The organism is Sungkyunkwania multivorans, assembly GCF_042675645.1.
GTDB classification, from domain to species: Bacteria; Bacteroidota; Bacteroidia; order Flavobacteriales; family Flavobacteriaceae; genus Sungkyunkwania; species Sungkyunkwania multivorans.
On record NZ_JBHTJH010000017.1, the window covers coordinates 1,232,967 to 1,254,183 of the forward strand.

Consider the following 21,217-nt stretch of genomic DNA (forward strand, 5'->3'; position numbering starts at 1 on the left):
GTAATTAATCCTTTAGTTTAACTTCCATATCACTTCCTCTTATCACCAGCACCTTTATCGAAGGCAATCAAATTAAACAGTTCTCGCATTCTGCTACGAACCCGATTTCCATAGCGTTCTTCCAATTCTTCAGCATTTAGGTTTGTGGTAGCGTGAGTTTTGATTTTGTGTTTGGTATCGAGATAGAGTTCATATCTGGATAAGAGTACCTCACCCATTACGTTCAAGTCTTTTCCATAAAATCGTCCAGCCGGTTCAACGCCCAAATCATCAAAACAATAGAATTTAGTGTTGCCGTATTCTTCAACAGTTTTAAAGCCAAGGTGGTTAAAACCAAAAGTTACATTCCGGCAGGGAATCATTTCGTAAGGGCGATGCATTGGAACTATGTGGCGTAGTAATTTCATAAGGCTAGTTTTACCACACCCAACAGGTCCAGAAAGTAAAATACCTTTGTCAATGTCAATACCGTAGGTAGCGCAGTTCTCTTTATCCTTAATGAAATATGAACAAAGTTTAAGCAGCATGTTTTTGTCTTCTTCATAGATTCTGAATTTCTTGCCGAACAATAGTTTTCCTTTTGCATTCAGGTAAATCAAAATTTTTGGAAAGTCATAGACAACGCTTTTGCCGTCAAATTTTCCTAGCGAATATTCTACGCTACCTTCGGTAATTTTAGAGGGGTTGTCCATAATCTTTGTTTTTAGTGGTTCGCAAGTTGTCCTTGATTTGGGACGCTTGGTTTTTGTTTGCTTTGTTTTCCTCATCAAATAATTCTGTTCTGTCCATCCAATTCGTGGCTAGAGCCCGCCAATCACGAATTGCCTTACCATCGCTCGTTTGCCAATTCCTAGTTTCATAATGCTCATAGAATTTTTTTCCTTCATCAGCATTAAAACCGTTTTCAACAAAAAAATCAATTACGGCCTGCCAGCCCTTTGGTTGTTTTGTATAGTTTTCTTGTTTGATATTGTTTGTAGTAGATACCAATGCTTGTCCACCTATGGGATGGTGTGGGTCTACAACCTGTCCATTTATGGGATGGTGGTGTCCCTCTAGTGGTACACCTCTGGGGTAGTACTGTTCTGCAAGCAGTTCTAATTCGGGATGGTACTGTCCCATAACTGGTTCGCTACTTGTACCAATTATGGACATCTTGATTTTACTACCTTTGTAAGGATTGTTGGAAGGATAATAGGACAGATATTGCCAAGTATCTAAATCCACAATGCATCTATGGTAAGTAGATTTTGAACCGATTTTAGCACAGCGCATTAGTTCCCTACGGTTTACGTAGAATTCATCCATAAAACGGCAACTGTTCCATTCTTGGAACAGTGCCATATACAAACTGATATGGGTGGGATTTAGGCGGTCATCAAAATAGAACTTCTCAAAAGCCGCGTTAAGTAGCTTTATATAGTTCATACCCTAAGAGCTAAGACCGTGTTGTACACGATTGGCAGTCATCACATTTTGGATTTCTTCAGCGTCGTAGTAGATGATGCCACCAACCTTGGTATATGGTAGTGTTCCGTTGATACGAAGGTTTTGTAATGTGCCTGGACTTACCTGAAGCACATCCATAACCTCAGAAGATTTTAGATATTTTTTGAGCTTCCCAGTAGCTTGTTTGGATAATAATTTTTTAATGTCATCGAGCAATTCCATTTTGAATTCCCGAAGGTCGTCTGTTGTAATAATACTTGTCGGCATAATAGAACGGTTTTAAAGAAAAGAGCTATCATGGTTTCAATATTTTAATTTGATAGCCCTTAACCTGATTTGACTTTCGTTCTACAAATTTGAATAGCTTTAATGGATTTTATTCCCCAGTACAACCGTACTACGGTCAAAATTTAACATCTTGAAATTTGATTTGTTTTAGTGCTGTTTTCTTGAGTTTCCGTAATTAAGAGACCTTTAAATTGTATCAAAATTTATGGAAAACAGGTGTACAATGTGATTACCGTAGGTCAACCGTAGTACGGTCTTATTTTAAAGAATAAAAGAAGGGCAAACGAATAACTATTCCTCACTTTTGTCCATTTCCGAAAGAAGTGAGGCAGTCAGTTGGTCAAGAAACAATGTCCGGCTATTTTTGCGGTTTTTGATGTCTTGAAAGGTTTTGTAGATTTCCTTTGGGGTAAAGTCAAATACCTCTTCCAATATTTTAGATATTCTAATAATACTAAGACCTTTTTGTTTCGCAATTCCACTAGCAGATAATGCATAGAGAAGTTCTACCCAATCCGTATTTGTGAATGGCCAAGGAATTTTTTCCGTAGGTTTTATATTCACACTATTACCGTTCAATTTATTTTTAATAGAATGTTTCTTTTGGTCCATATAGTTGATAAGAGAAATATACGCCTTGAACTTTCCCAAAAGCATATCTCTTGGTGTACAAAAATCAGGGTCTTGAAAATAAAATTTGGAAGTAGTAATATGGTAAATATCAAGATGGCTTCTGGTATAATAAGCTTTATCGAAGTGAGTTGCCCCAGATTTTACATATTGACCGAAGTCAAGATTATAAAGGAAAAATCGATTTAATTTGTTAATCTTCTTTTTTACAAATTTTAACTGGGCAGCTCTGTCCGCTTTTGGGAATTGAATTTCAAAAGAATGAATCTCAGAGAAGTAAATAAGCTTGACTAATGGTATTTGCTTAATTTTCTTGAAAAAGATTATTTCTTTATCGACACTTTCAAAATCATTGACCAAAATTTCTCTTTTGAAAACACTAAGTAAATTTCTACTTAACTCTATAGAACGATAAGATTGCTCCAAAATCGGTAGATTTTCGAGCCTTATCCCGTTCAACTCTTCGAGAAGATTTTCGCATAATGTTTTTAAATCCAATTGCATCCATAAATACAGTTAAGTCCATCTAGGTTTGGGTAGTTTAGTTGTTAGAATTCTTTGGTATCTATGCGTAGTACCATACTTTAAAAATAGAAGTTTTACACTAAGAATGAGCTAAAGAACTAATCGTAAAGTACTAACATAATTTTGAAAGAAGCGTATTTTATTCCGTAGTTATGTACGGAATCAACCGTATATTCCTACGGTAAATACTGTAAACCTAAGAATAGCGCTATTTCGATTTTTTTCTGTAGCGAGAAATAAATTGCCTTCTATTCTTTGCGCCTGTTTTTTTGTAGATGTTAGAGGCGTGTTTTGACACTGTACTTTCTGCAATGAATAAATCCTTGGCAATTTGTTTATAACTAAGATTGCCGAGAATGGACAAGGTAATCTCTATTTCTCTTCTTGTCAAATTTTCATAAATAATTTTTACATCGGCTGAGTTGATTGCCTGTTCTTTGCTCATTGCGAATACTTCATACATCTTAGTCTTATTTTCTAAAAAATAAATATGTCTATCAATCTCAATAATAGTAATAGCGTAGAAAGAGGCATTCATAACTGTAAAAGTCAACCATTGGTAATCTCCAATAAATGTCAGTACGGGTAGCAGAGCTATACTTGCCACACTAACCATTGATAATCTGTTACGACGTAATATATATTCATTTGGGTTACTTGGATTAGAAATCCTCTCGTAAAACATCCCTAAAAATAAAAAGGCAATTATCGAGATTGGTATTGTGAAAAGCAATCTTGAAGAGTTCAACGAATGTGTAAAGAAGTACGGGATTAGGAATAGAACGATGAAACTTGCTGAGACTAAAATTGCTAAATTTCGTATAGAAGAATTATATTTTAAAACCACAATATCATATTCCTTGTACAAGTAGTAAACGATATAAACGCATAACGCTATAGCAACACCATAAGTTATTATATATTGAAGAATGAGAGGTCCTGGGAAATTTTCAATGGGTAAGAACCCACCTGTTAGATTGTATGTTATAAACAGGATGCCCAGATAGAAAAACCTTTTATAACCACTGGAATACTTTCGTGTTGAATAGTAAAGTGTAAACAATACAATGACCGTATCTAATAAAAGATAGAAAAAAGTAGTCCAATGTATTGAAGTTCCAAACATCTTTTATATTGTTATGCATTATGCTCAAATTTGTTGGTTTCTAAATTTTTAGTAACATTTTCCCATTGAAAAATCTGTCCGTTCATAGCTATATAAACGTCTGGTTTTAGAAATTGTAATGAGCTTATTGCAAAACCTAGATTAAATGGGGCATCGGTATTTTTTGATGTCCCTAGAATAAAAGACCCAACTAGGACAATGGTCTTACCAAGATTGAGTTTTCCTATGTATTTTGCGGTATCTTCCATAGTGAAAGTGCCATGCGTTATCAATATTTTAGTCGTTTTAGTTTCTTTTATTTTTCTTGCTAAAAGTGCCCTGTCATTTTCATCAATAGCTCTGCTGTCCTTTCTGAAGATACTCTCAATCGAATAATCAAAATCAACATTGGCATTGCTTAATAAATCTTCGATAGTTAGGTTCGATGTTTTGATTCCGTCTTCATCTACAGAATCTATACCTTCAATTGTGCCACCTGTAGTTAATATTTTTATCATTTTAATAGATTTTTGAGAATTCATAGAAACTAATTCTTTAAAGTTAACATAAGCTTTTGACTAAAAACAGGGCTCTCATTTTTTAAAAATGTTGCTTTTCAAGTAATTTTATATGTGGTAGAAAAGTTAAAATGTGTAGTGCCGTTCTAACAATGTGATAGGCTAACCAATTTTTTAACTTATTTAATGTAGTTATTCTATTCTTTAGTTTAGTATTGGTGATTTGATTGCATTTTTCTATTATATCTTCAAAATCTTTTAGCAGGATTTCTGCGAAATCTTGAGAATGTATTTCAACATTCATTTCTATACTTCCATAGCAGCTAAGGTCATTGAGGTTAAATGAGCCTATTGTGGACCATTTGTTATCGACCACAGCTGCTTTGCCGTGTACAACAGACTTATTCCATTCATATATTAGCACATTTTGTTTTAAAAACAATGAATATAAATAAGAGGTTGCATTACGTATTAAAGGCACATCACTAATTCCTGCTAATATTAGCGTTACTTTTACTTTTCTTTTACAAGCACCTATTATAGTATTGTTTAGTCTTCTTCCTGGTAGAAAATAAGAACTAACAATAACTATTTCATTCTTGGCCTGATTAATAGAATTTATATAAGCGTCACATACTTCTGTTTTGTTTTTGAGCCAATCGTTTTGTCTAATTCCAACAAGTGTTTTTCCAGCAGAATGTAACACAGGTTTTATTTTTTTTGAACTTCCATCTTTAAAGAAATAATCTAGACATAGCTTTTGTAAATCTTGTGCCGCTGGGCAATCTAATTTTATAGCATAATCTAACCAAGGCTCATCACTCTCTTTACCGCGATATTTATTTGCAATATTTATTCCACCTATCATTGCAATTTTAGCATCAGCTACAATTACTTTGTGATGCATCCTTCTGCCTAAATAAAAATTGTTGAAAGAAAATAACGGCGAAAAAAATCGAAAAAATATTCCATTCTGTTGCAAGTCCTTTGTAAAATTATCAGTAAGTGACGAACTGCCATAAGCATCTAATAGAATATAAACCTTCACATTTCGATGTGCTGCTTCTTTTAAACAATTTGCTATATCATTTCCTGTTTCATCATTTTCGAAGATGTAAGTCTGTAAATGAATCTCTTCTCGCGCATTTTCAATGATTTCTTTCATCATAATGAAATATTCGTCACCAGAATGTATCAGCGTTATATTTTCATTGTCCTTAAAAAGCATATTTATCATCTGTCTACCGTTGTTTTTTATAACTTTTATGTTTTGTAAGCTAAAAATCTAATATTCGTTTTGAAATCATTCTTTATTCAATTTATCGAGATTTAAAGAAGGTAAAATCAATCCAAGAGTCAGTAAAATAGAAACACCAGCAATTATAAAAGGATAATAAAATCCACCAGCAACTAACCACGTTCCTATAATTGGTCCTAAAATTTGACCGATGCTATTAGTAGAACTTTGTATGGATATATTTCTTCCTGTATTTTTCTTTGATATCAAAGAAACTGCCGAGAGCAAATTTGGTGTAACCATGGCACCACCCGCGGCAAAAACAACAATTAAACCATAGACCAAGAATTCATTATTAAAAAATGGAAAGATAATTAAGGATATTCCAGATATTAGTAGCCCTAAAGTAATTTGATTTTTTGCTGATAAGATCTTTTCGCCATAACTGGCAAAAACTGGTTGCAAAATTGCCATTACTGATCCACAAAGCATAAAGCCAATGCCTACTTGGTTACTATTAAATGCTAATTCATCTTTACCATAGATTGAAAAGACTGTTTCAAATAAGGTTACTACAAATTGTATCACAAACGAGAGTAACAGCAGAGCAACAAAATACCTGCTAAACGAAAAATGAAATATTACTTTCTTAGATTTGAATTTACTGACTTGCTTTGAATTTTGAAGCCATTTAACTACTATAAACAATACCATTAACCCCACTATGGCAACAAAAACAAAAGGGATAGAAAACTGGTTTAAGTGTAATTGTCCAAACGAATATTCTAAATGTAAATCTGTTTGTGATAAGAAACCACCAATTACGGGACCAAAAATAAGACCAGAACTTATTGAAACTCCAGACCAAGCCATAATCTTCGTTCTTCGTTTTTCTGAAGTGATATCACTTAAATAAGCATTACTTACGGGAATAACAGAGGATGTGAATATGCCACCAAATATGCGTGCAACATACAGCATAGTCAGCGATGTTGCAAGACCAGTAAGTAATTGCATTATTACAAAACCAATAAGACCTATTATTATAATTGGTTTACGTCCGTATTTATCAGATAGCTTGCCCCAAACCACTACAAATACTAATTGAAAAAGCGGATAAATACTCGTTAGCAGTCCAATATGGAAGTTGATAAGGTCAGTATCGAGATTGTCTTTTAAAGCTAATCTTTCGGTATAGTAGGGAAGGGTTGGTAATAAAATACCATACCCTAACATTACTACAAATAAACTCAATAGGATTAAAAATATTCTGTTGAGTTTTTCTTTCCTATCCATTTACTTTTTACCAATTTTTCGCTTCAATAATTGCGCGTTAATAGCCACTATAATCGTACTCAAACTCATAAATACTGCTCCTACAGCTGGTCCCAAAACAAACCCTGAAGAATATAGTACGCCAGCCGCTAAAGGAATAGCTACAACATTGTATCCCGTTGCCCAAATCAGGTTCTGAATCATTTTGTTATAGGTTGCTTTTCCAAATAGTATTAGATTGGCAATATCCTGAGGGTTACTGTTTACCAAAATAATGTCTGCAGTCTCTGCTGCTACATCGGTACCAGAGCCTACTGCGATTCCAACATTAGCTTTGGCAAGAGCAGGTGCATCGTTTACGCCATCTCCTGTCATTGCTACAAACTCATCTTCTGCTTGAAGCTTTTCTACGATTTCCACTTTTTGATGTGGTAACACCTCTGCGTAGTAACCGTCCAATCCTAATTTTTCACTTACAGCTTTAGCTGTCTTTTCGTTATCCCCAGTAGCCATCAATACCTTGATGTTGTTCTTTTTGAACACTTTAATCGCATCCGCAGATTCTGGTCTTATTTCATCAGCAAGAGCGATGTATCCTGCTAGCTGACCATCGATTAATACAAACACAACAGTTTCAGCAGCGTCACTATAAGCATCTTCAGGAATAGTGATTTTTTCATCTCTTAAATATCCAGGACTTACTACCTTAACTTGCTTTCCTTCAACATTAGCTTCTACACCTTTACCTGTAATGGCATTGAAATTTTCTGGGTTAGGAATTGTAATATTATCTTCTTTGACCTTTTTTATAATTCCAACTGCAATAGGATGTTCCGAGCTCTGTTCCAAAGCACTTGAAAGCCTTAAGATTTCTTCTGTTGAATAATCTTGGTTTGTGGATTCAACCCTTGTGACACCAAAATCACCTTTTGTCAATGTTCCAGTTTTATCAAACAATAAAGCTGATATTTTTCGGGATTCTTCAAAAGCTGTTCGATTCCTTATCAATAAGCCATTTTGGGCAGATACTGCGGTAGATATAGCAACAACTAACGGAATGGCAAGTCCTAATGCGTGCGGGCAAGCAATAACCATAACCGTCACCATTCTCTCTAAGGCATATACAAAAGGAAAGCCTAAAATGAGCCAAACAGCCAATGTTCCAAAACCAATAGCCAAAGCAATGTAGGTTAACCATTTTGCAGCCCTGTCTGAAAGGTTTTGCATCTTAGATTTGGTCTTTTGTGCTTCCTCAACCATTTTGATGACCTTATTGAGATAGCTATCCTTACCTGTATGTTCTACCTTAACCTTTAAGGTGCTATTGCCGTTTACCGAGCCACCAATTACTTTATCATTTTCATCTTTTTTTACAGGTTTGGATTCCCCTGTAAGCATTGATTCATTTAAGTAACTCGAACCATCTACTATAATCCCATCAGCAGGAACTTTTTCACCAGGCTTTACTAAAATCACATCGTCTTTTAACAAATCTTCCAAGGGAATATCTTCTATAGTATCACCCTTTACCCTGTGGGCTTCGGCGGGCATCATACTTACTAATAGCTGTAGGGCTTTTGATGCACCTAGTACACTTTTCATTTCTATCCAATGACCTAAAAGCATAATTGCGATTAGTGTTGAAAGTTCCCAGAAAAAATCTTCACCACGTAAACCGAATACTGTAGCGGTACTATAAAAGTAGGCGACGCTAATAGCCATAGAAATTAGGGTCATCATTCCTGGTGAACCCTTCTTTATTTCTGACCAAAATCCTTTTAAAAATGGCCAGCCACCATAGAAATACACTACGGTGGAAAGTGCAAATAGGATATATGGGTTTCCTGGTAAGAGAAATTCATATCCAAAAAATTCTTGAATCATTGGGGATAAGAATAGAATTGGAACGGTAAGAACAAGAGTTACCCAAAACCGTTTTCGAAAATCGGCAATCATCATTTTGTGATGGTCGTGACCCATTTGACCGTGACCAGGATTATGACCAGAATGACCACCGCTTCCGTGGTTCATTTTAGAGTGGTCTTCTTTTTTGTGCTTCATCTTTGAATGGTCCATTTTAGAATGGTCCATTTCTTCGTGATTGTGATGTTCGTGGTTTTCCATTATTATAAAGTTTAAGTGTTATCGTAATTTTTTTCTCATTGCTTCAGAAATGTTTTCTGCATAGACCCCATAGGCATCCACCAAAGCGCCCTTAATACCATCTTTAGATGATATGGCATACAGTACGCTATTATCATCGGTACTGCTCATACCTTCAAAACGATGGGTCTCATCGACTTTAAAATCTTCAGGTTTAATTTCGATTTTAAGTGAGGCACATTCCAAACACGTAGGCTTTACGTTAAAATCGTAGCTGTAGCCTCTTTGTTTTAAATCGTTAATTGCTTCTGAAAGCGTATCGTAATTCTTCATTTTGTTTTAGTTATAAGTCATTGTAAAATAGCTCCCATCGACCTCGGTGAATTTCTGAAATATTAACAAATTGTTATTGTTTAATTCTTCAATAACAGTATAGTTGAGTTGTTTGATACGGATACCCAATGCATAGGCCTTAATATTTATTTTTGACTCGATTTGTATATTTGCTTTGTCGGTATTCAATTGACGGTCATATATTCTAATAAGGCTTCTAGAACCAAAAAAGTTCAGTAAGCCAGAATCAAAACTCATTTCTAGTTCAATATCTTTTAGATTGACTAGGTCGTATAACTTAGTAAAGTTTTTAGTTGAGCTATTGATTTCGGTTTCTTTAGAATTGGGTTTTGCAAACGGGAATGCCATTACCATAATGCTTGTTTCATCAGGTTTACATCGATAGGTCGTAGTATATTTTTCTGTAGGTTTTTTTTCTTCATCAAATAATTCCGTTACAACCTCAATTTGATAATATCCCTTTTTCTCTATTATTTTTCCAGCTTCAAACGTTTGTTTGTTAAGCAACACACCATCTTCATCAAAATTTTCGCGTGCTACCGTCCTGCCTGAGATTTGCCCAATGAGCATTTCAGTTTGTCCATTCATTGGGACATTGAATAGAATAAGGAACAGTATATAGCTTTGTTTTATCATATGTGATGCATCAATTTCTTAACTTCTTTTGCCATAACATCACTCAAGTCAATTGCATTTGAAGGATGTGGAATAGTATTGCAGGTCACTATTTTTTCAACGCCAGAATCCATTAGGTCTTGATAGGCATTGCCTGAAAAAACAGCGTGAATGCCCACACATATTGGCGATTTCATTCCAGCTTTATTCAAGTGACCTACGGTTTCAATCATTGTACGAGCTGTTGAGATAATATCGTCAACCAAAACAGGCGTGGCATCTTTATATTTATCTACATCAGGAACAGAAACTTCTACATCGCGGTCACCGTGACGTACTTTTTGTAAGACGGTAAATGGTGCATCTGCGTTTTTAGCTACTTCAGATACCCATTGTTCGCTTTCGGAATCCGGACCTATTAATACTGGGTTTTTAATATTTTCTTTTATCCACTTTGAAATGTCATCTGCAGCGTGAATGACTTTGTTTAGAATGTTATAGACTTCACTCAATGAGTGTATCCTGTGTAGGTGAGGGTCAACAGTGGTAATACTATCAGCAAAACCGGAAATTAACTTCCCGAAATAGGTAGAGGTAACGCCTTCACCCTCATTAAATATCTTGTCTTGTCGCATATATGCCAAATACGGTGCTACCAAACAAGTACACATAGCACCTAATGATTTTGCTGTATGGCTTAAAAAATATAGTGGTAATAATTTCTTATCAGGGTCGTGTAGGGTGCAGACCAAGACCACACACTTATCTTTTACGTCAGATAATATGCGCGTGTAGGATTCGCCGTCAGGGAACTTTCGTAAGGTGGTCTTTCCCACTTCAGCATTCATTTTTATTGCCATTAGCTCTGTTAATTCCTCGTTTCCCGGAAGGCTAAATAGTATAGTTTTCATTTTATTTTTTATTTAATAGTTATAATGTCGTTATGACTGTTCTTGTACTCTAAGGCGTAATTTAATTCACCCTGCGATTCTGCAAAAAGCGTGAATAGTAAGTCATCTTTTTCAATTTTATCATTCAAATGCACATTCAATAAAATTCCAGCAGATTTAGATTGAGGGGCACCCGAAAGTTTGGCGAGCTTTGCTATTTTTCGATTATCAATACGCTTTAGACTGCCTGATTTTTCTGCTCTGATTTCAATTTTATAAGGTGCTAAAACAGGTTTTGAAAAGTGGCCTTGGGCTTTACAAATGGCAAGGAATTTTTCATAAGCTTTACCAGATATAAGCACTTCTTTGGCGGTTTCCGTCCCTTTTCCTTTTTCGACTTTCCCCGAAAGCTCTATTAATTCGCCAGCCAAAAGCAATGCTCTTTCCATAAGGTCGATTGGTGCATCTGTCTCATTTTTCAAAACCTTTAGTATATCGATGGCTTCCAAAGTTGGGCCAATTCCTCTCCCTACAGGTTGCGTACCATCTGTAATGACCACTTTCACATTAAGCCCAACAGCGTTACCGACTGTTTCCATATGGTTTTTTAGTTTTTGTGCCATTTTTTCACTTCTAACTTTTGCAGTTTCTCCCACGGGAATATCTATAACAACGTGGGTTGAACCTGCCGCAGATTTTTTTGAAAGTACCGAGGCTATGAGCTGCCCTTCACTATCTATATCCAAGGCCTTCTCAATCTTAATCAGTACATCATCGGCAGGGCTTAATTGCGCTGTACCACCCCATACAAAACAACCTCCTTCTTTTTCTACCACAGCCATTATTTCTTCGGAAGAGAGCGTAACATTGGTCAGAACTTCCATAGTATCTGCTGTACCTGCGGGCGAAGTAATGGCTCGCGAGGACGTTTTTGGCATTGTAAGTCCATAAGCAGCTACAATGGCCACTACCAAGGGTGTGGTTCTATTACCGGGTAATCCGCCAATGCAATGTTTATCGACAACGATGTCTTTATTCCAATTCAATTGCTTTCCCGAGGCAATCATAGCTTTTGTGAGGTCGGATATTTCATCAATATCCATTCGGTCTCCTGCACAGGCAGTAATGAATGCTGAAAGGTGTATGTTGGAATAGTCGCCTTCAACTATATCGGTTATGATTTGGTTGTAGGCGTTGTAATCTAGTTTTTGGTTATAGATTTTAGCCCTGACGTGGCTTAACGACTCTATAGGTTCTAAATGGGAAACGTACAAGGTGTCATTGTCGGAAACATTCAACTTTTTTGCGGCAGCATCCGATAGCCCGATTTCGTTGGGAAGCAGGACATCAGAATTTAAAACATTTAGACTTGCAACGATTGAGGTGCTTGCATTGGATATCCTTATTCGTGTTAATGCTTCAAAACCTTCTGAAATACACACGTGGCAGTCTTCACGCATATACACCACATTTTCGTTTTGGGTGTAGATTCCAAGATGTTTGTATTTTAATATATTTGAATGTTGTTCCATAGTTTATTTTATTTCTTCAATGCTATATAATTGCGGGATTTCAGCATTCCACCCATAGGTCTCCTTGATACCTTTTTGTAGTGCTTCTGCACTTTCTTTTTCACCGTGTACAATGAAAATCCGCTCTGGTTTATTTTTTATTTTGCTCATCCAATCCATAAGCTCTGTGTGGTCTGCGTGTGCCGAGAGCCCTTCAATTTCGGCTACTTCCATATGAAACGGCACCCATTTTCCATACACCTTGAGTTCTTTTTCGCCTTCCAATAGCTTTCTTCCACGAGTTCCTTCAGCTTGATACCCCACAAAAAGCAAAGTGTTATTCGGATTTTGTGCTTGTGTTTCGAGATAGTTGAGCATTCTTCCACCAGTAAGCATTCCACTTCCTGCAATCACGATTTTTGGTTTGTTGTCTGTTCTTAACTCCATTGTTTCACGATAACTGCTTACAACCGTGAAATGTGAGCACATTTCATCACATTCATTGTCCTCTAATCTGTGCCAATCCCTTGTACGGTGGAAGAGTTCGAGTACATTCGCTCCCATTGGGCTGTCCATTATCATTTGTACTTTCGGTATTTTGTTCTCTTTTAGCAATCTCCAAAAAATCAACATCATCAATTGGGCACGTTCTACCGAAAAGCTTGGAATAAACAGGCTGCCACCTCTATTGATGGTATCGTTGACCAATTTTTCAATCTGTGGCAGTGCTTCTACTTCATCTGGATGAAATCTTCCGCCATAAGTGGATTCAATGAAAAGCACATCCGCTTTTTTTGGTTTTAGTGGTGGGTAGAGCAATAAATCATTGGTTCTTCCAATATCTCCCGAAAAGACAAAACGTTTTCCGTGTATATCCAACTCGATGTAAGTAGCACCGAGAATATGACCATTGTACTGAAATCTAGCCTTTATATTTTTCATCAATGGCATCCATTGCGCAGGTGGCACACCCTTGAAATGTGGAAGGGTTTTTTCAACATCGTTTAAATCGTAAAGCGGTTCTGCCGGGCTATGTTTGGAATAGCCTTCGTTGTTGGCGCGTTCGGCTTCCTGCTCTTGGATTTTTGCACTATCGTTCAAAATGATTTTTGCAATGTCCAAGGTGGGATTTGTGCCGTAAATCGGGCCTTTAAACCCTTGTTTTACCAATCGAGGTAAATACCCTGTGTGGTCCATATGGCCGTGGGTAAGCAAAACCATATCAATTTCTGAAACTTCAACGGGTGGATATTCCCAGTTTTTAAGGCGCAATTCCTTCAGCCCTTGAAAAAGTCCGCAGTCTATCAATATCTTTCTCTCTCCCGTATCCACTAAATATTTTGAACCGGTTACAGTACCGGCCGCTCCCAAAAAGTGGATGTTGATTTTATTGTTTTTCATCGTATTCTTATGTATTAGTGCCCACCACAACAGGAAGGTGTGCTTCCTTTATCTTCGGTCGATTTGTATAACGCTATCACTTCATTATATAGATTTCGTGAATCCTCTTTGATATAGAGTGCTACCTTTTTTATAGATTTAGGTTCAAAGTCTACCATATCCAATAGTATTTCCAAGGCCTCTTCAAGCAGTATTGGGTCGTCTTCCAATGCTTCGTAAAAAGGCTCAAAATCTATGTTGTTCTGTTTTTTTAATTCTTCAGTTTTCATATGACTATTTTTAAAAGTTTATTTTTTTAATGGTTTTTACACAACGCTTCTAAATCTTCCAAAATCTTTTTTTGCCTTGATTTATCTATTCCGATTTCATTTAATAAAGAAGGTGTTTCGCTAAGCTCTTTGCAGAGTACAATTCCTTTATCCAATAATTTTGTCTTTTCGGATTTGGTTATTGTCGTTAATGCTGTTAAGGGATGAAATCCGGACTTGTCTATTCTGTCTTTTAAACCATTTCCCATAGGATAATCCCAGCTTGTCAATAACAATCCAACACATTTGCTGTACTGTATTGCATCCGTAGTAAATCGTGTATTGGTATATACACCGCCTTTATGTAGTTTAGCTTCGTGACCTTTTTGATGTTCCCATTGTTTTTCAACATCCAAAAATCGTGAATGGATGTACAAGGGAATCTTGACATTACAAAACCTACCTTGGTCACTATGGTATTTGCACTCAATCATATAATGGTAATTATCCTTTTGGGCTATTACATCTACTTCGTGCTGTACGCAGTTCCCTTGTACAATCACACCAACCTTGGTTTCAAATCCTTCGTGTGCCAATAGTTTTCCCACTAACTTTTCAAATGGGAAGCCAGAAGGACCCAATTCCATCAATGCTTTTTTGAGCTTGTACTTTGAAGCACTTACACGTGATTTGCCTTTAAGCATTTTAAATGCCATTTGGTAGATTTTTTTTGTAGTAATCCCATTGTAAATTGCAGATTCAATTTGTGCTACTATTTGCTGAATTATCTCCTCACTTGCTTGAGCACGTCGCAATGAATCTTTGAGTTTGTCAACATTAAAAGGAACAATATCTCCCGAGTGTTTTATTATGTTTATTGAGCTGTCCATTGCTTAAATATGTATTGTCATTACAGGTAAAGTGGAATGGTTGGTAACACCTTCGGCAATACTTTTTGAAAACAGACTTAAAAATCCTGTTTTACCGTGTGTGACCATTGCTATTAAATCTGAAGGATGTTGTTTTAGAAATGTATTGATGCCTGTTTCAACTGAGGGTTCATTATACACAGCCATTGAATAGTTTTTCAACTCCGGAAAGTTTTGTAACATTTTTTCAATAGGGTCTAGGCCAAGTTTAATATTATTGAAATCGGTCTCGGTATTAATACGCAATAAGTGGATGCGGGCACCACATTTATTAGCAATGGATATTACCTGCTTAAAAGCATCGGTTATATTCTCTTCGAAATTTGAAACAAATACAATATTCTTAAACGGAAAGTTGACCTCTTCATCTTTTACAACAATTACGGGTGCATTGGCTTTTCGTACAATTTCCTCGACATTGCTACCGGTAATTTCTCTTATGACACCTTTAGTGCCACTACTTCCTGTAATAATGAAGTCATGGTGGTAATGACCTGAATGGTCTAAAATATCGCCTTGACCAGCGTCAAATTGTAAGAACCTGCGACACTTTAATCCTTCACGTTCGGCTGTTTTCTCCAATTCTCTTAAAGCTGATTTTGCTTTACCTATTTGCTTTAATGTTTCAGGATATCGTTTTTCCTTTTCTTTATCCAGTTTTACCCAATCCACAGGGGTTTTCATAAGATGTAAAAAGTGAATTTCAGAACTGTATAACTTTGCCATTTCTATACCTAGTTGTGCTGCTTTATTGCAATTCTTTGAAAAATCGGTTGGTACTAATATGTTTCTCATTTTTTGATGGTTTATAGGTTCGTATATTTTTTAGTCTAGGGTAACTTCATTTCCAGAAGGTACTTTCTCTTCAAAACAGTCTAAATTGTATATTGTGGTATCTGCGATGTTTTTTAATGCGGTTTCGGTTAAAAAAGCTTGATGACTAGTAATGAGAACATTATTAAAAGTCATTAATCTGGCAATGACATCGTCTTGCAAAATGGTATCAGAGTGGTCTTCAAAAAACAGACCTTCTTCCTCTTCGTATACATCTATTCCGAAATACCCAATCTTGCCAGATTTTAATCCTTCAATAACGGCTTTGGTGTCAACTAGACCACCGCGACTTGTGTTAATGAGCATAACACCTTCTTTCATTAGTGTTATGTGTTCTGTGTCTATTAAGTGCCTGGTTGATGGTGTCAATGGAACGTGCAGACTAATTATATCTGCCTGTTTGCAAATGGTGGTACAGTTGGTGTATATGACATCATATAAATCTATCAGGTTCTTATCTTCAGAAACATCGTGGGCTAGTATCTTACATCCCAAACCGTGCAGTATTTTTACGAGTACTGCTCCTATTTTTCCTGTACCAATAACACCTACTGTTTTGCCGTTTAGGTCAAATCCTGTAAGCCCGTTCAGCGAGAAATTTTGTTCTCGAACTCTATTGTGCGCTCTAACAATCTTTCGGTTAAGTGTTAAGATGAGTGCAAGAGTATGTTCTGCTATAGCATATGGTGAGTAGGCTGGTACACGAGCTACTTTTAGTCCTAGTTTATCAGCTTTTTTTAAATCAACGTGATTAAAACCCGCTGAGCGCAATACGATATATTCAATCCCTTGTTGGTACAATATATCTAAAACTTCAGCAGAGGCATTGTCGTTTGAGAATAGTGCGACAGCTTTTGAGCCTCTTGCTAATCTAGCTGTTTCTTTAGTAAGCCTGTATTCCAGAAAATTCAACTCGTGCTTTCCATCATTAGCTTTAACAAGGGAAGGTTTATCAAATTTATGTGTACTGAATATTGTTGTTTTCATATCTTAATAATTTATGAACCAAAAACTTTTAAAAGGTCTTGCAATTCTTCATCTATATGATGCTGTTTTACGACATTTTGAAATGGGGTGGTGCAAATCATATTATTATATAACCCTACCATAACATTTTCAGAACCTCGCAAAAGCACGTCTATAGAAGCAGCACCAAGTCTTATCCCCAGCATTCTGTCAAAAGCTGATGGATGGCCGCCACGTTGAACGTGTCCTAGTCTTGTTATTCGTAAATCTATATCTGGGTTGACTTCCTTAATTTTGGATGCGACTAAATCTGTACCTGTTTCATCACCTTCGGATACTACAATTAGGAATGCATCCTCGCTATGGTAATTTTTAACTTTTTCTAGTAAGAGGTGTAAGTCCTGCGTACTTTCAGGAATTAGGATACCATTGGCACCAACCACTAATCCTGAATGGATACCAATATATCCAGAATCTCTTCCCATTACTTCTACAATGAACACACGGTTATGGGATTCAGCGGTATCTCGTATTTTATCAATATTTTCAATAGCAGTATTTACAGCAGAATCAAAGCCTAGGGTATAATCCGTTCCAGCAAGGTCATTATCAATAGTTCCAGGAATACCAATAAAAGGGATGTCACATATTTCTGAAAAGGCCAATAGACCTTTAAAAGTGCCATCGCCGCCAATAGCAATTAGGGCATCTACATGGGCTTTCCGTAGAGTTTGTAGCGCTTTTTCACGGCCTTGCAGGGTCATAAAGCGCTCACTTCTTGCCGTTTTTAGAATTGTGCCACCTTGATGTACTAACTTTTGTAAATCGTGTGATTTTAATGGAATTAAATCACCATCTATTAATCCCTCATATCCTTTTCTAAAACCGCTTACTTTAATCTCATTAACTTCAGCACATTTTGTGATTGCATACAATGCAGCATTCATCCCAGGACTGTCGCCTCCGGATGTAAATACGCCTATATGTTTAATTTTATTCGTGTTCATTTGATATTTTTTTTTGTAATCTTATTTCTGAAATAGTAAAATCTTGAATTACCTTCCAAACAAATTCTGCCTCTTTCAGAAAGAATTGATGGTCTCCTTCCGATGAAGTAATAAAGTGTACGTTTTTAAATTCCCTTGATAATTTTAAGGCATTTTCTAAAGGTGCCGTAGTGTCTTTTTCCCCGTGAATAAAAAGGATACCTTTATCCTTAATTTTCCTTGCTATCGCAAATAAATCTGTTTTCAAGATGACTTCTGTGAGCGAATAATAATAACTCATCCAATGATGCTTTTTTGCATCTTCATAAACTTCATCCGTTAGGTTATCAGGCTTGAATGCACTTGACATAAATATGGGATGAATCATACAGATGTATTTCGAGAATTTGCTTGTTGAAATCCTATCTACAAAGGAATGTGTGGACATAACTTTCTTAAATTCATAAACATCTTTATAAACAGGTATGCCTATAAGTATTCCTGCTTTGAACCAAGTTGGTTGCTTTTCCAATAGTGCCAACGAAATTATAGCTCCCATTGAATGTCCAGCAATAAGTATATTTCCATCGTTGAACCCTTCCTTGTTTAGAACTAATTCTAAAGCTTGTTGCTGACTTAATAGAGAATAATCACTTTTTGGTTTTGGCGAATCACCAAAACCGAGAAGGTCAATAAGAAGTAATGTATGTGTTTTGGTAATCCCATCTAATTCACGTTTCCAATATTTTATAGAGCCTGTCAATCCGTGCAACAAAACAAGTTTGTTCTCTCCAGAACCTATTATTTCATAGTTCAATAAAGTTTTGTTGGCATTGTAAGCTGGTTGCTTACCAATCTTGTAATGTTGATAACCTGCTATAGCAATAACAGGAAAAATAAACACTATGGATATGAGTAGTAATGTCATTGTTTTGAACTTTCATTTACTATATTTCTATTTACTAAAATTGGCGTTTTACCATAAAACTTATTGAAGACTACACAAGCAGTTAAATCACCAGTTACGTTAACAGCAGTCCTGAACATTCCTAACAGCCTTTCTACTCCAATAATAATGATTATGCCTTCTGAGGGTATGCCAACGCTACTGAGTACTGAAGCCAAAATAACTACACCACCACCTGGTATAGCAGGTGTGCCAATGGATGCAGCTACAATGGTAACGATGACCACTATGATGTTTAGTAAACTCATTTCCAAGCCATAGGCTTGAGCGATAAACAGCGTAGTTATGGTTTGATAGAGTGCAGTTCCATCCATATTAACTGTAGCACCAATGGGAATTATAAAATTGCTGATGGTCTTGTCTACTTGTAGTTCTTCTTCAGCGGTTTTTAGTGATAAGGGCATCACAGCCGCAGAACTTGTCGTTGAAAAAGCCAATAGTTGTACATCCCTTATTTTTTTTAGGAATTGAAATGGGTTTGTTTTTCCCAATAGTGCAACAAGTCCTAAATAGAAAATCACCAATAATAGAAGACCAAGAAGTACTACTCCTACATAGTATGTTAGACCAGATAAGGAACTTAATCCAACACTAGAGGTAAGCTGCGCCATAAGACCAAAAACGGCAATAGGTACTAGAAGCATTGACCATTTTACTACCGTCATACAGACTTCCTGTATGGCACTTAAAAGAAGCTTTACTGGGCGCAGTAAAGAATCCTCAAGTGATAGCACAGCTACACCAATAATGATTGTGAAAATCACAATACTTAACATTTCACCACTTACCATTGAGGCCAAAGGATTTTCTGGAAGCAAATTTGATATAGCGTCAGGGATGTTTTCAAGTCCGAATGACAGCTCGGTGCCTTCTGAATTTACGGATGATACATCATTATGTTCTGATAGTGCCTGTTGGTGCAAGAAGCGTCCTGGTTTGAAGAGCTGAGAGATAATGGTACCAAGACTTACCGAAACTATAGTAGTGCCTAGAAAATAGAGTAACACACCACCACCTAATTTTTTTAGGCTGCCCTTATCATTACTTGCAATACCAGTGATGATAGATGCAACAATCAAAGGAATCATAATCATTTGAACCAACTTTAGAAAAAGTACACCAGGAAGTGCTAGCCAATTACCTGCCACGTCAGCTGTTTCTTTAGATATCCAACCATTTTGAGGACTCAAGAGCAAACCAAACCCAACACCTAGAAACAAAGCGATGATTACTTTGAGCCATAGGCGATTCTCTACCAGTTTTACCAGATAGTCGTTTAGTGATTTAAGTGATTTTATCTCCGTGTCAAACATTTCCTATTTTGTTATGCTATACTGATTTTTGAATCCAAGTAAACACTTTGAACCAACTTCAATAATTCAACGCCTTCACCGAAAGGCTTTTGAAAAGCCTTTCTTCCTAATATTAGCCCTGAGCCTCCAGCACGCTTATTAACTACTGCTGTTGTAATAGCTTCAGTTAAATCAGTTTCCCCTTTAGAGCCACCACCTGAATTAATCAATCCTATTTTTCCCATATAGCAATTTGCTACTTGTAATCTGCATAAATCAATAGGGTGTTCTGTAGTGAGCGTTTCATAGATTTCATCATCATATTTACCGAAATCGATATTCTTAAAACCAAAATTGTTGGTTGGAAGTTTTTGCTTAATAATATCTGCCTGTATGGTTACACCTAAATGATTTGCCTGACCAGTTACATCGGCAGCTGCGTGATAATCTTCTTTTTCTGTTTTGAATGCTTCGTTTCGGGTGTAGCACCATAAGATGGTTGCCATACCCAGATTATGAGCCTCTTCAAAAGCTTCTGAAATTTCTTTGAGCTGTCTATTGCTTTCTTCAGAACCAAAATAAATGGTAGCACCCACAGCAACGGCTCCCATATCCCAAGCCGCTTTTACCTTACCAAATAGTGTTTGGTCATATTTATTAGGATAGGTAAGTAGTTCATTGTGATTAATCTTCACAATAAAAGGTATTTTATGGGCATATTTTCTGACATTTAGTCCCAAAACGCCAAAGGTTGATGCTACTCCATTACAACCAGCTTCTATAGCGAGCTTAATAATGTTTTCTGGGTCAAAATAATCTGGGTTTTTATAGAATGAGAAAGCAGCACTATGCTCAATGCCTTGGTCAACAGGCAGGATGCTTAAATACCCAGTTCCTGACAGATTTCCGTGACCGTATAACTGTGAAAGACTGCGTAGTACCTGTGGATTTCTATTGCTATTAATAAAAACCTTGTCAAGGCTATTATCACTTGGTGTTAGTAATTCATCTTTTGTTATTTTTTCACAGACGTGATTTAAATAATAGGGTGCTTTTTCGCCTAATATTTCTATAATGTTGTTGCTTGTTTTCAT

Annotated in this window: 22 protein-coding genes; all 22 read right to left on the reverse strand. The window is 36.3% G+C overall.

Annotated elements, in window-relative coordinates:
• Positions 1-29: 29 nt before the first annotated feature.
• Positions 30-692, reverse strand: a complete 663-nt coding sequence (locus ACFQ1M_RS16970; protein ID WP_386410503.1) for an ATPase — start codon at positions 690-692, stop codon at positions 30-32.
• Positions 676-1,428 (reverse strand): hypothetical protein, encoded by a 753-nt coding sequence (locus ACFQ1M_RS16975; RefSeq protein ID WP_386410506.1) that lies wholly within the window; start codon positions 1,426-1,428, stop codon positions 676-678. Before ACFQ1M_RS16975 ends, ACFQ1M_RS16970 begins: the two co-directional genes overlap by 17 nt.
• A gap of 3 nt (positions 1,429-1,431) precedes the next feature.
• On the reverse strand, positions 1,432-1,716 hold the full coding sequence (locus tag ACFQ1M_RS16980) for a helix-turn-helix domain-containing protein (RefSeq protein ID WP_034260619.1): 285 nt from the start codon (positions 1,714-1,716) through the stop codon (positions 1,432-1,434).
• A gap of 312 nt (positions 1,717-2,028) precedes the next feature.
• Positions 2,029-2,871 (reverse strand): RteC domain-containing protein, encoded by an 843-nt coding sequence (locus ACFQ1M_RS16985; protein ID WP_240315480.1) that lies wholly within the window; start codon positions 2,869-2,871, stop codon positions 2,029-2,031.
• Between the two features lie 229 nt (positions 2,872-3,100).
• Positions 3,101-4,018 carry a LuxR C-terminal-related transcriptional regulator gene (locus ACFQ1M_RS16990; RefSeq protein ID WP_062054249.1) on the reverse strand — a complete coding sequence of 306 codons (918 nt, stop codon included), beginning with the start codon at positions 4,016-4,018 and terminating at the stop codon, positions 3,101-3,103.
• A gap of 11 nt (positions 4,019-4,029) precedes the next feature.
• Positions 4,030-4,515 (reverse strand): asparaginase domain-containing protein, encoded by a 486-nt coding sequence (locus ACFQ1M_RS16995; protein ID WP_386410512.1) that lies wholly within the window; start codon positions 4,513-4,515, stop codon positions 4,030-4,032.
• An 82-nt stretch (positions 4,516-4,597) separates the two neighbouring features.
• Positions 4,598-5,683: a phospholipase D-like domain-containing protein gene (locus ACFQ1M_RS17000; RefSeq protein WP_158447820.1), complete on the reverse strand. Its 1,086-nt coding sequence runs from the start codon at positions 5,681-5,683 to the stop codon at positions 4,598-4,600.
• Positions 5,684-5,818: 135 nt separating this feature from the next.
• On the reverse strand, positions 5,819-7,048 hold the full coding sequence (locus ACFQ1M_RS17005; RefSeq protein WP_386410515.1) for an MFS transporter: 1,230 nt from the start codon (positions 7,046-7,048) through the stop codon (positions 5,819-5,821).
• On the reverse strand, positions 7,049-9,151 hold the full coding sequence (locus ACFQ1M_RS17010; protein WP_299217739.1) for a copper-translocating P-type ATPase: 2,103 nt from the start codon (positions 9,149-9,151) through the stop codon (positions 7,049-7,051).
• Positions 9,152-9,169: 18 nt separating this feature from the next.
• A complete protein-coding gene (locus ACFQ1M_RS17015) occupies positions 9,170-9,463 on the reverse strand; it encodes a phosphoribosylpyrophosphate synthetase (protein ID WP_386410518.1) in 294 nt (97 codons plus the stop codon).
• Positions 9,464-9,469: 6 nt separating this feature from the next.
• Complete coding sequence (locus ACFQ1M_RS17020) at positions 9,470-10,072, reverse strand: hypothetical protein (RefSeq protein ID WP_289194979.1); 603 nt, start codon at positions 10,070-10,072, stop codon at positions 9,470-9,472.
• 44 nt (positions 10,073-10,116) lie between these two features.
• Positions 10,117-11,010 (reverse strand): ribose-phosphate pyrophosphokinase, encoded by an 894-nt coding sequence (locus tag ACFQ1M_RS17025; protein ID WP_386410522.1) that lies wholly within the window; start codon positions 11,008-11,010, stop codon positions 10,117-10,119.
• Positions 11,011-11,018: 8 nt separating this feature from the next.
• The gene (locus tag ACFQ1M_RS17030; protein WP_386410525.1) at positions 11,019-12,521 is read right to left on the reverse strand and encodes a thymidine phosphorylase family protein; all 1,503 of its coding nucleotides are present in this window, start codon (positions 12,519-12,521) and stop codon (positions 11,019-11,021) included.
• 3 nt (positions 12,522-12,524) lie between these two features.
• Positions 12,525-13,901 carry an MBL fold metallo-hydrolase RNA specificity domain-containing protein gene (locus ACFQ1M_RS17035; protein WP_386410528.1) on the reverse strand — a complete coding sequence of 459 codons (1,377 nt, stop codon included), beginning with the start codon at positions 13,899-13,901 and terminating at the stop codon, positions 12,525-12,527.
• 14 nt (positions 13,902-13,915) lie between these two features.
• Positions 13,916-14,170: a hypothetical protein gene (locus ACFQ1M_RS17040; RefSeq protein ID WP_210707527.1), complete on the reverse strand. Its 255-nt coding sequence runs from the start codon at positions 14,168-14,170 to the stop codon at positions 13,916-13,918.
• A gap of 26 nt (positions 14,171-14,196) precedes the next feature.
• Positions 14,197-15,039: an ATP cone domain-containing protein gene (locus tag ACFQ1M_RS17045; protein WP_386410531.1), complete on the reverse strand. Its 843-nt coding sequence runs from the start codon at positions 15,037-15,039 to the stop codon at positions 14,197-14,199.
• Between the two features lie 3 nt (positions 15,040-15,042).
• Positions 15,043-15,873: a universal stress protein gene (locus ACFQ1M_RS17050; protein ID WP_289194973.1), complete on the reverse strand. Its 831-nt coding sequence runs from the start codon at positions 15,871-15,873 to the stop codon at positions 15,043-15,045.
• 30 nt (positions 15,874-15,903) lie between these two features.
• Positions 15,904-16,899, reverse strand: a complete 996-nt coding sequence (locus ACFQ1M_RS17055) for a 2-hydroxyacid dehydrogenase (protein WP_289194972.1) — start codon at positions 16,897-16,899, stop codon at positions 15,904-15,906.
• A gap of 11 nt (positions 16,900-16,910) precedes the next feature.
• Positions 16,911-17,885, reverse strand: coding sequence for an ATP-dependent 6-phosphofructokinase (locus ACFQ1M_RS17060; protein WP_289194971.1), 975 nt, complete (start codon positions 17,883-17,885; stop codon positions 16,911-16,913).
• On the reverse strand, positions 17,872-18,792 hold the full coding sequence (locus tag ACFQ1M_RS17065) for an alpha/beta fold hydrolase (RefSeq protein ID WP_386410536.1): 921 nt from the start codon (positions 18,790-18,792) through the stop codon (positions 17,872-17,874). Before ACFQ1M_RS17065 ends, ACFQ1M_RS17060 begins: the two co-directional genes overlap by 14 nt.
• The gene (locus ACFQ1M_RS17070) at positions 18,789-20,144 is read right to left on the reverse strand and encodes a dicarboxylate/amino acid:cation symporter (protein ID WP_289194969.1); all 1,356 of its coding nucleotides are present in this window, start codon (positions 20,142-20,144) and stop codon (positions 18,789-18,791) included. Before ACFQ1M_RS17070 ends, ACFQ1M_RS17065 begins: the two co-directional genes overlap by 4 nt.
• 11 nt (positions 20,145-20,155) lie before the next feature.
• Positions 20,156-21,217: a class I fructose-bisphosphate aldolase gene (locus tag ACFQ1M_RS17075; RefSeq protein ID WP_386410539.1), complete on the reverse strand. Its 1,062-nt coding sequence runs from the start codon at positions 21,215-21,217 to the stop codon at positions 20,156-20,158.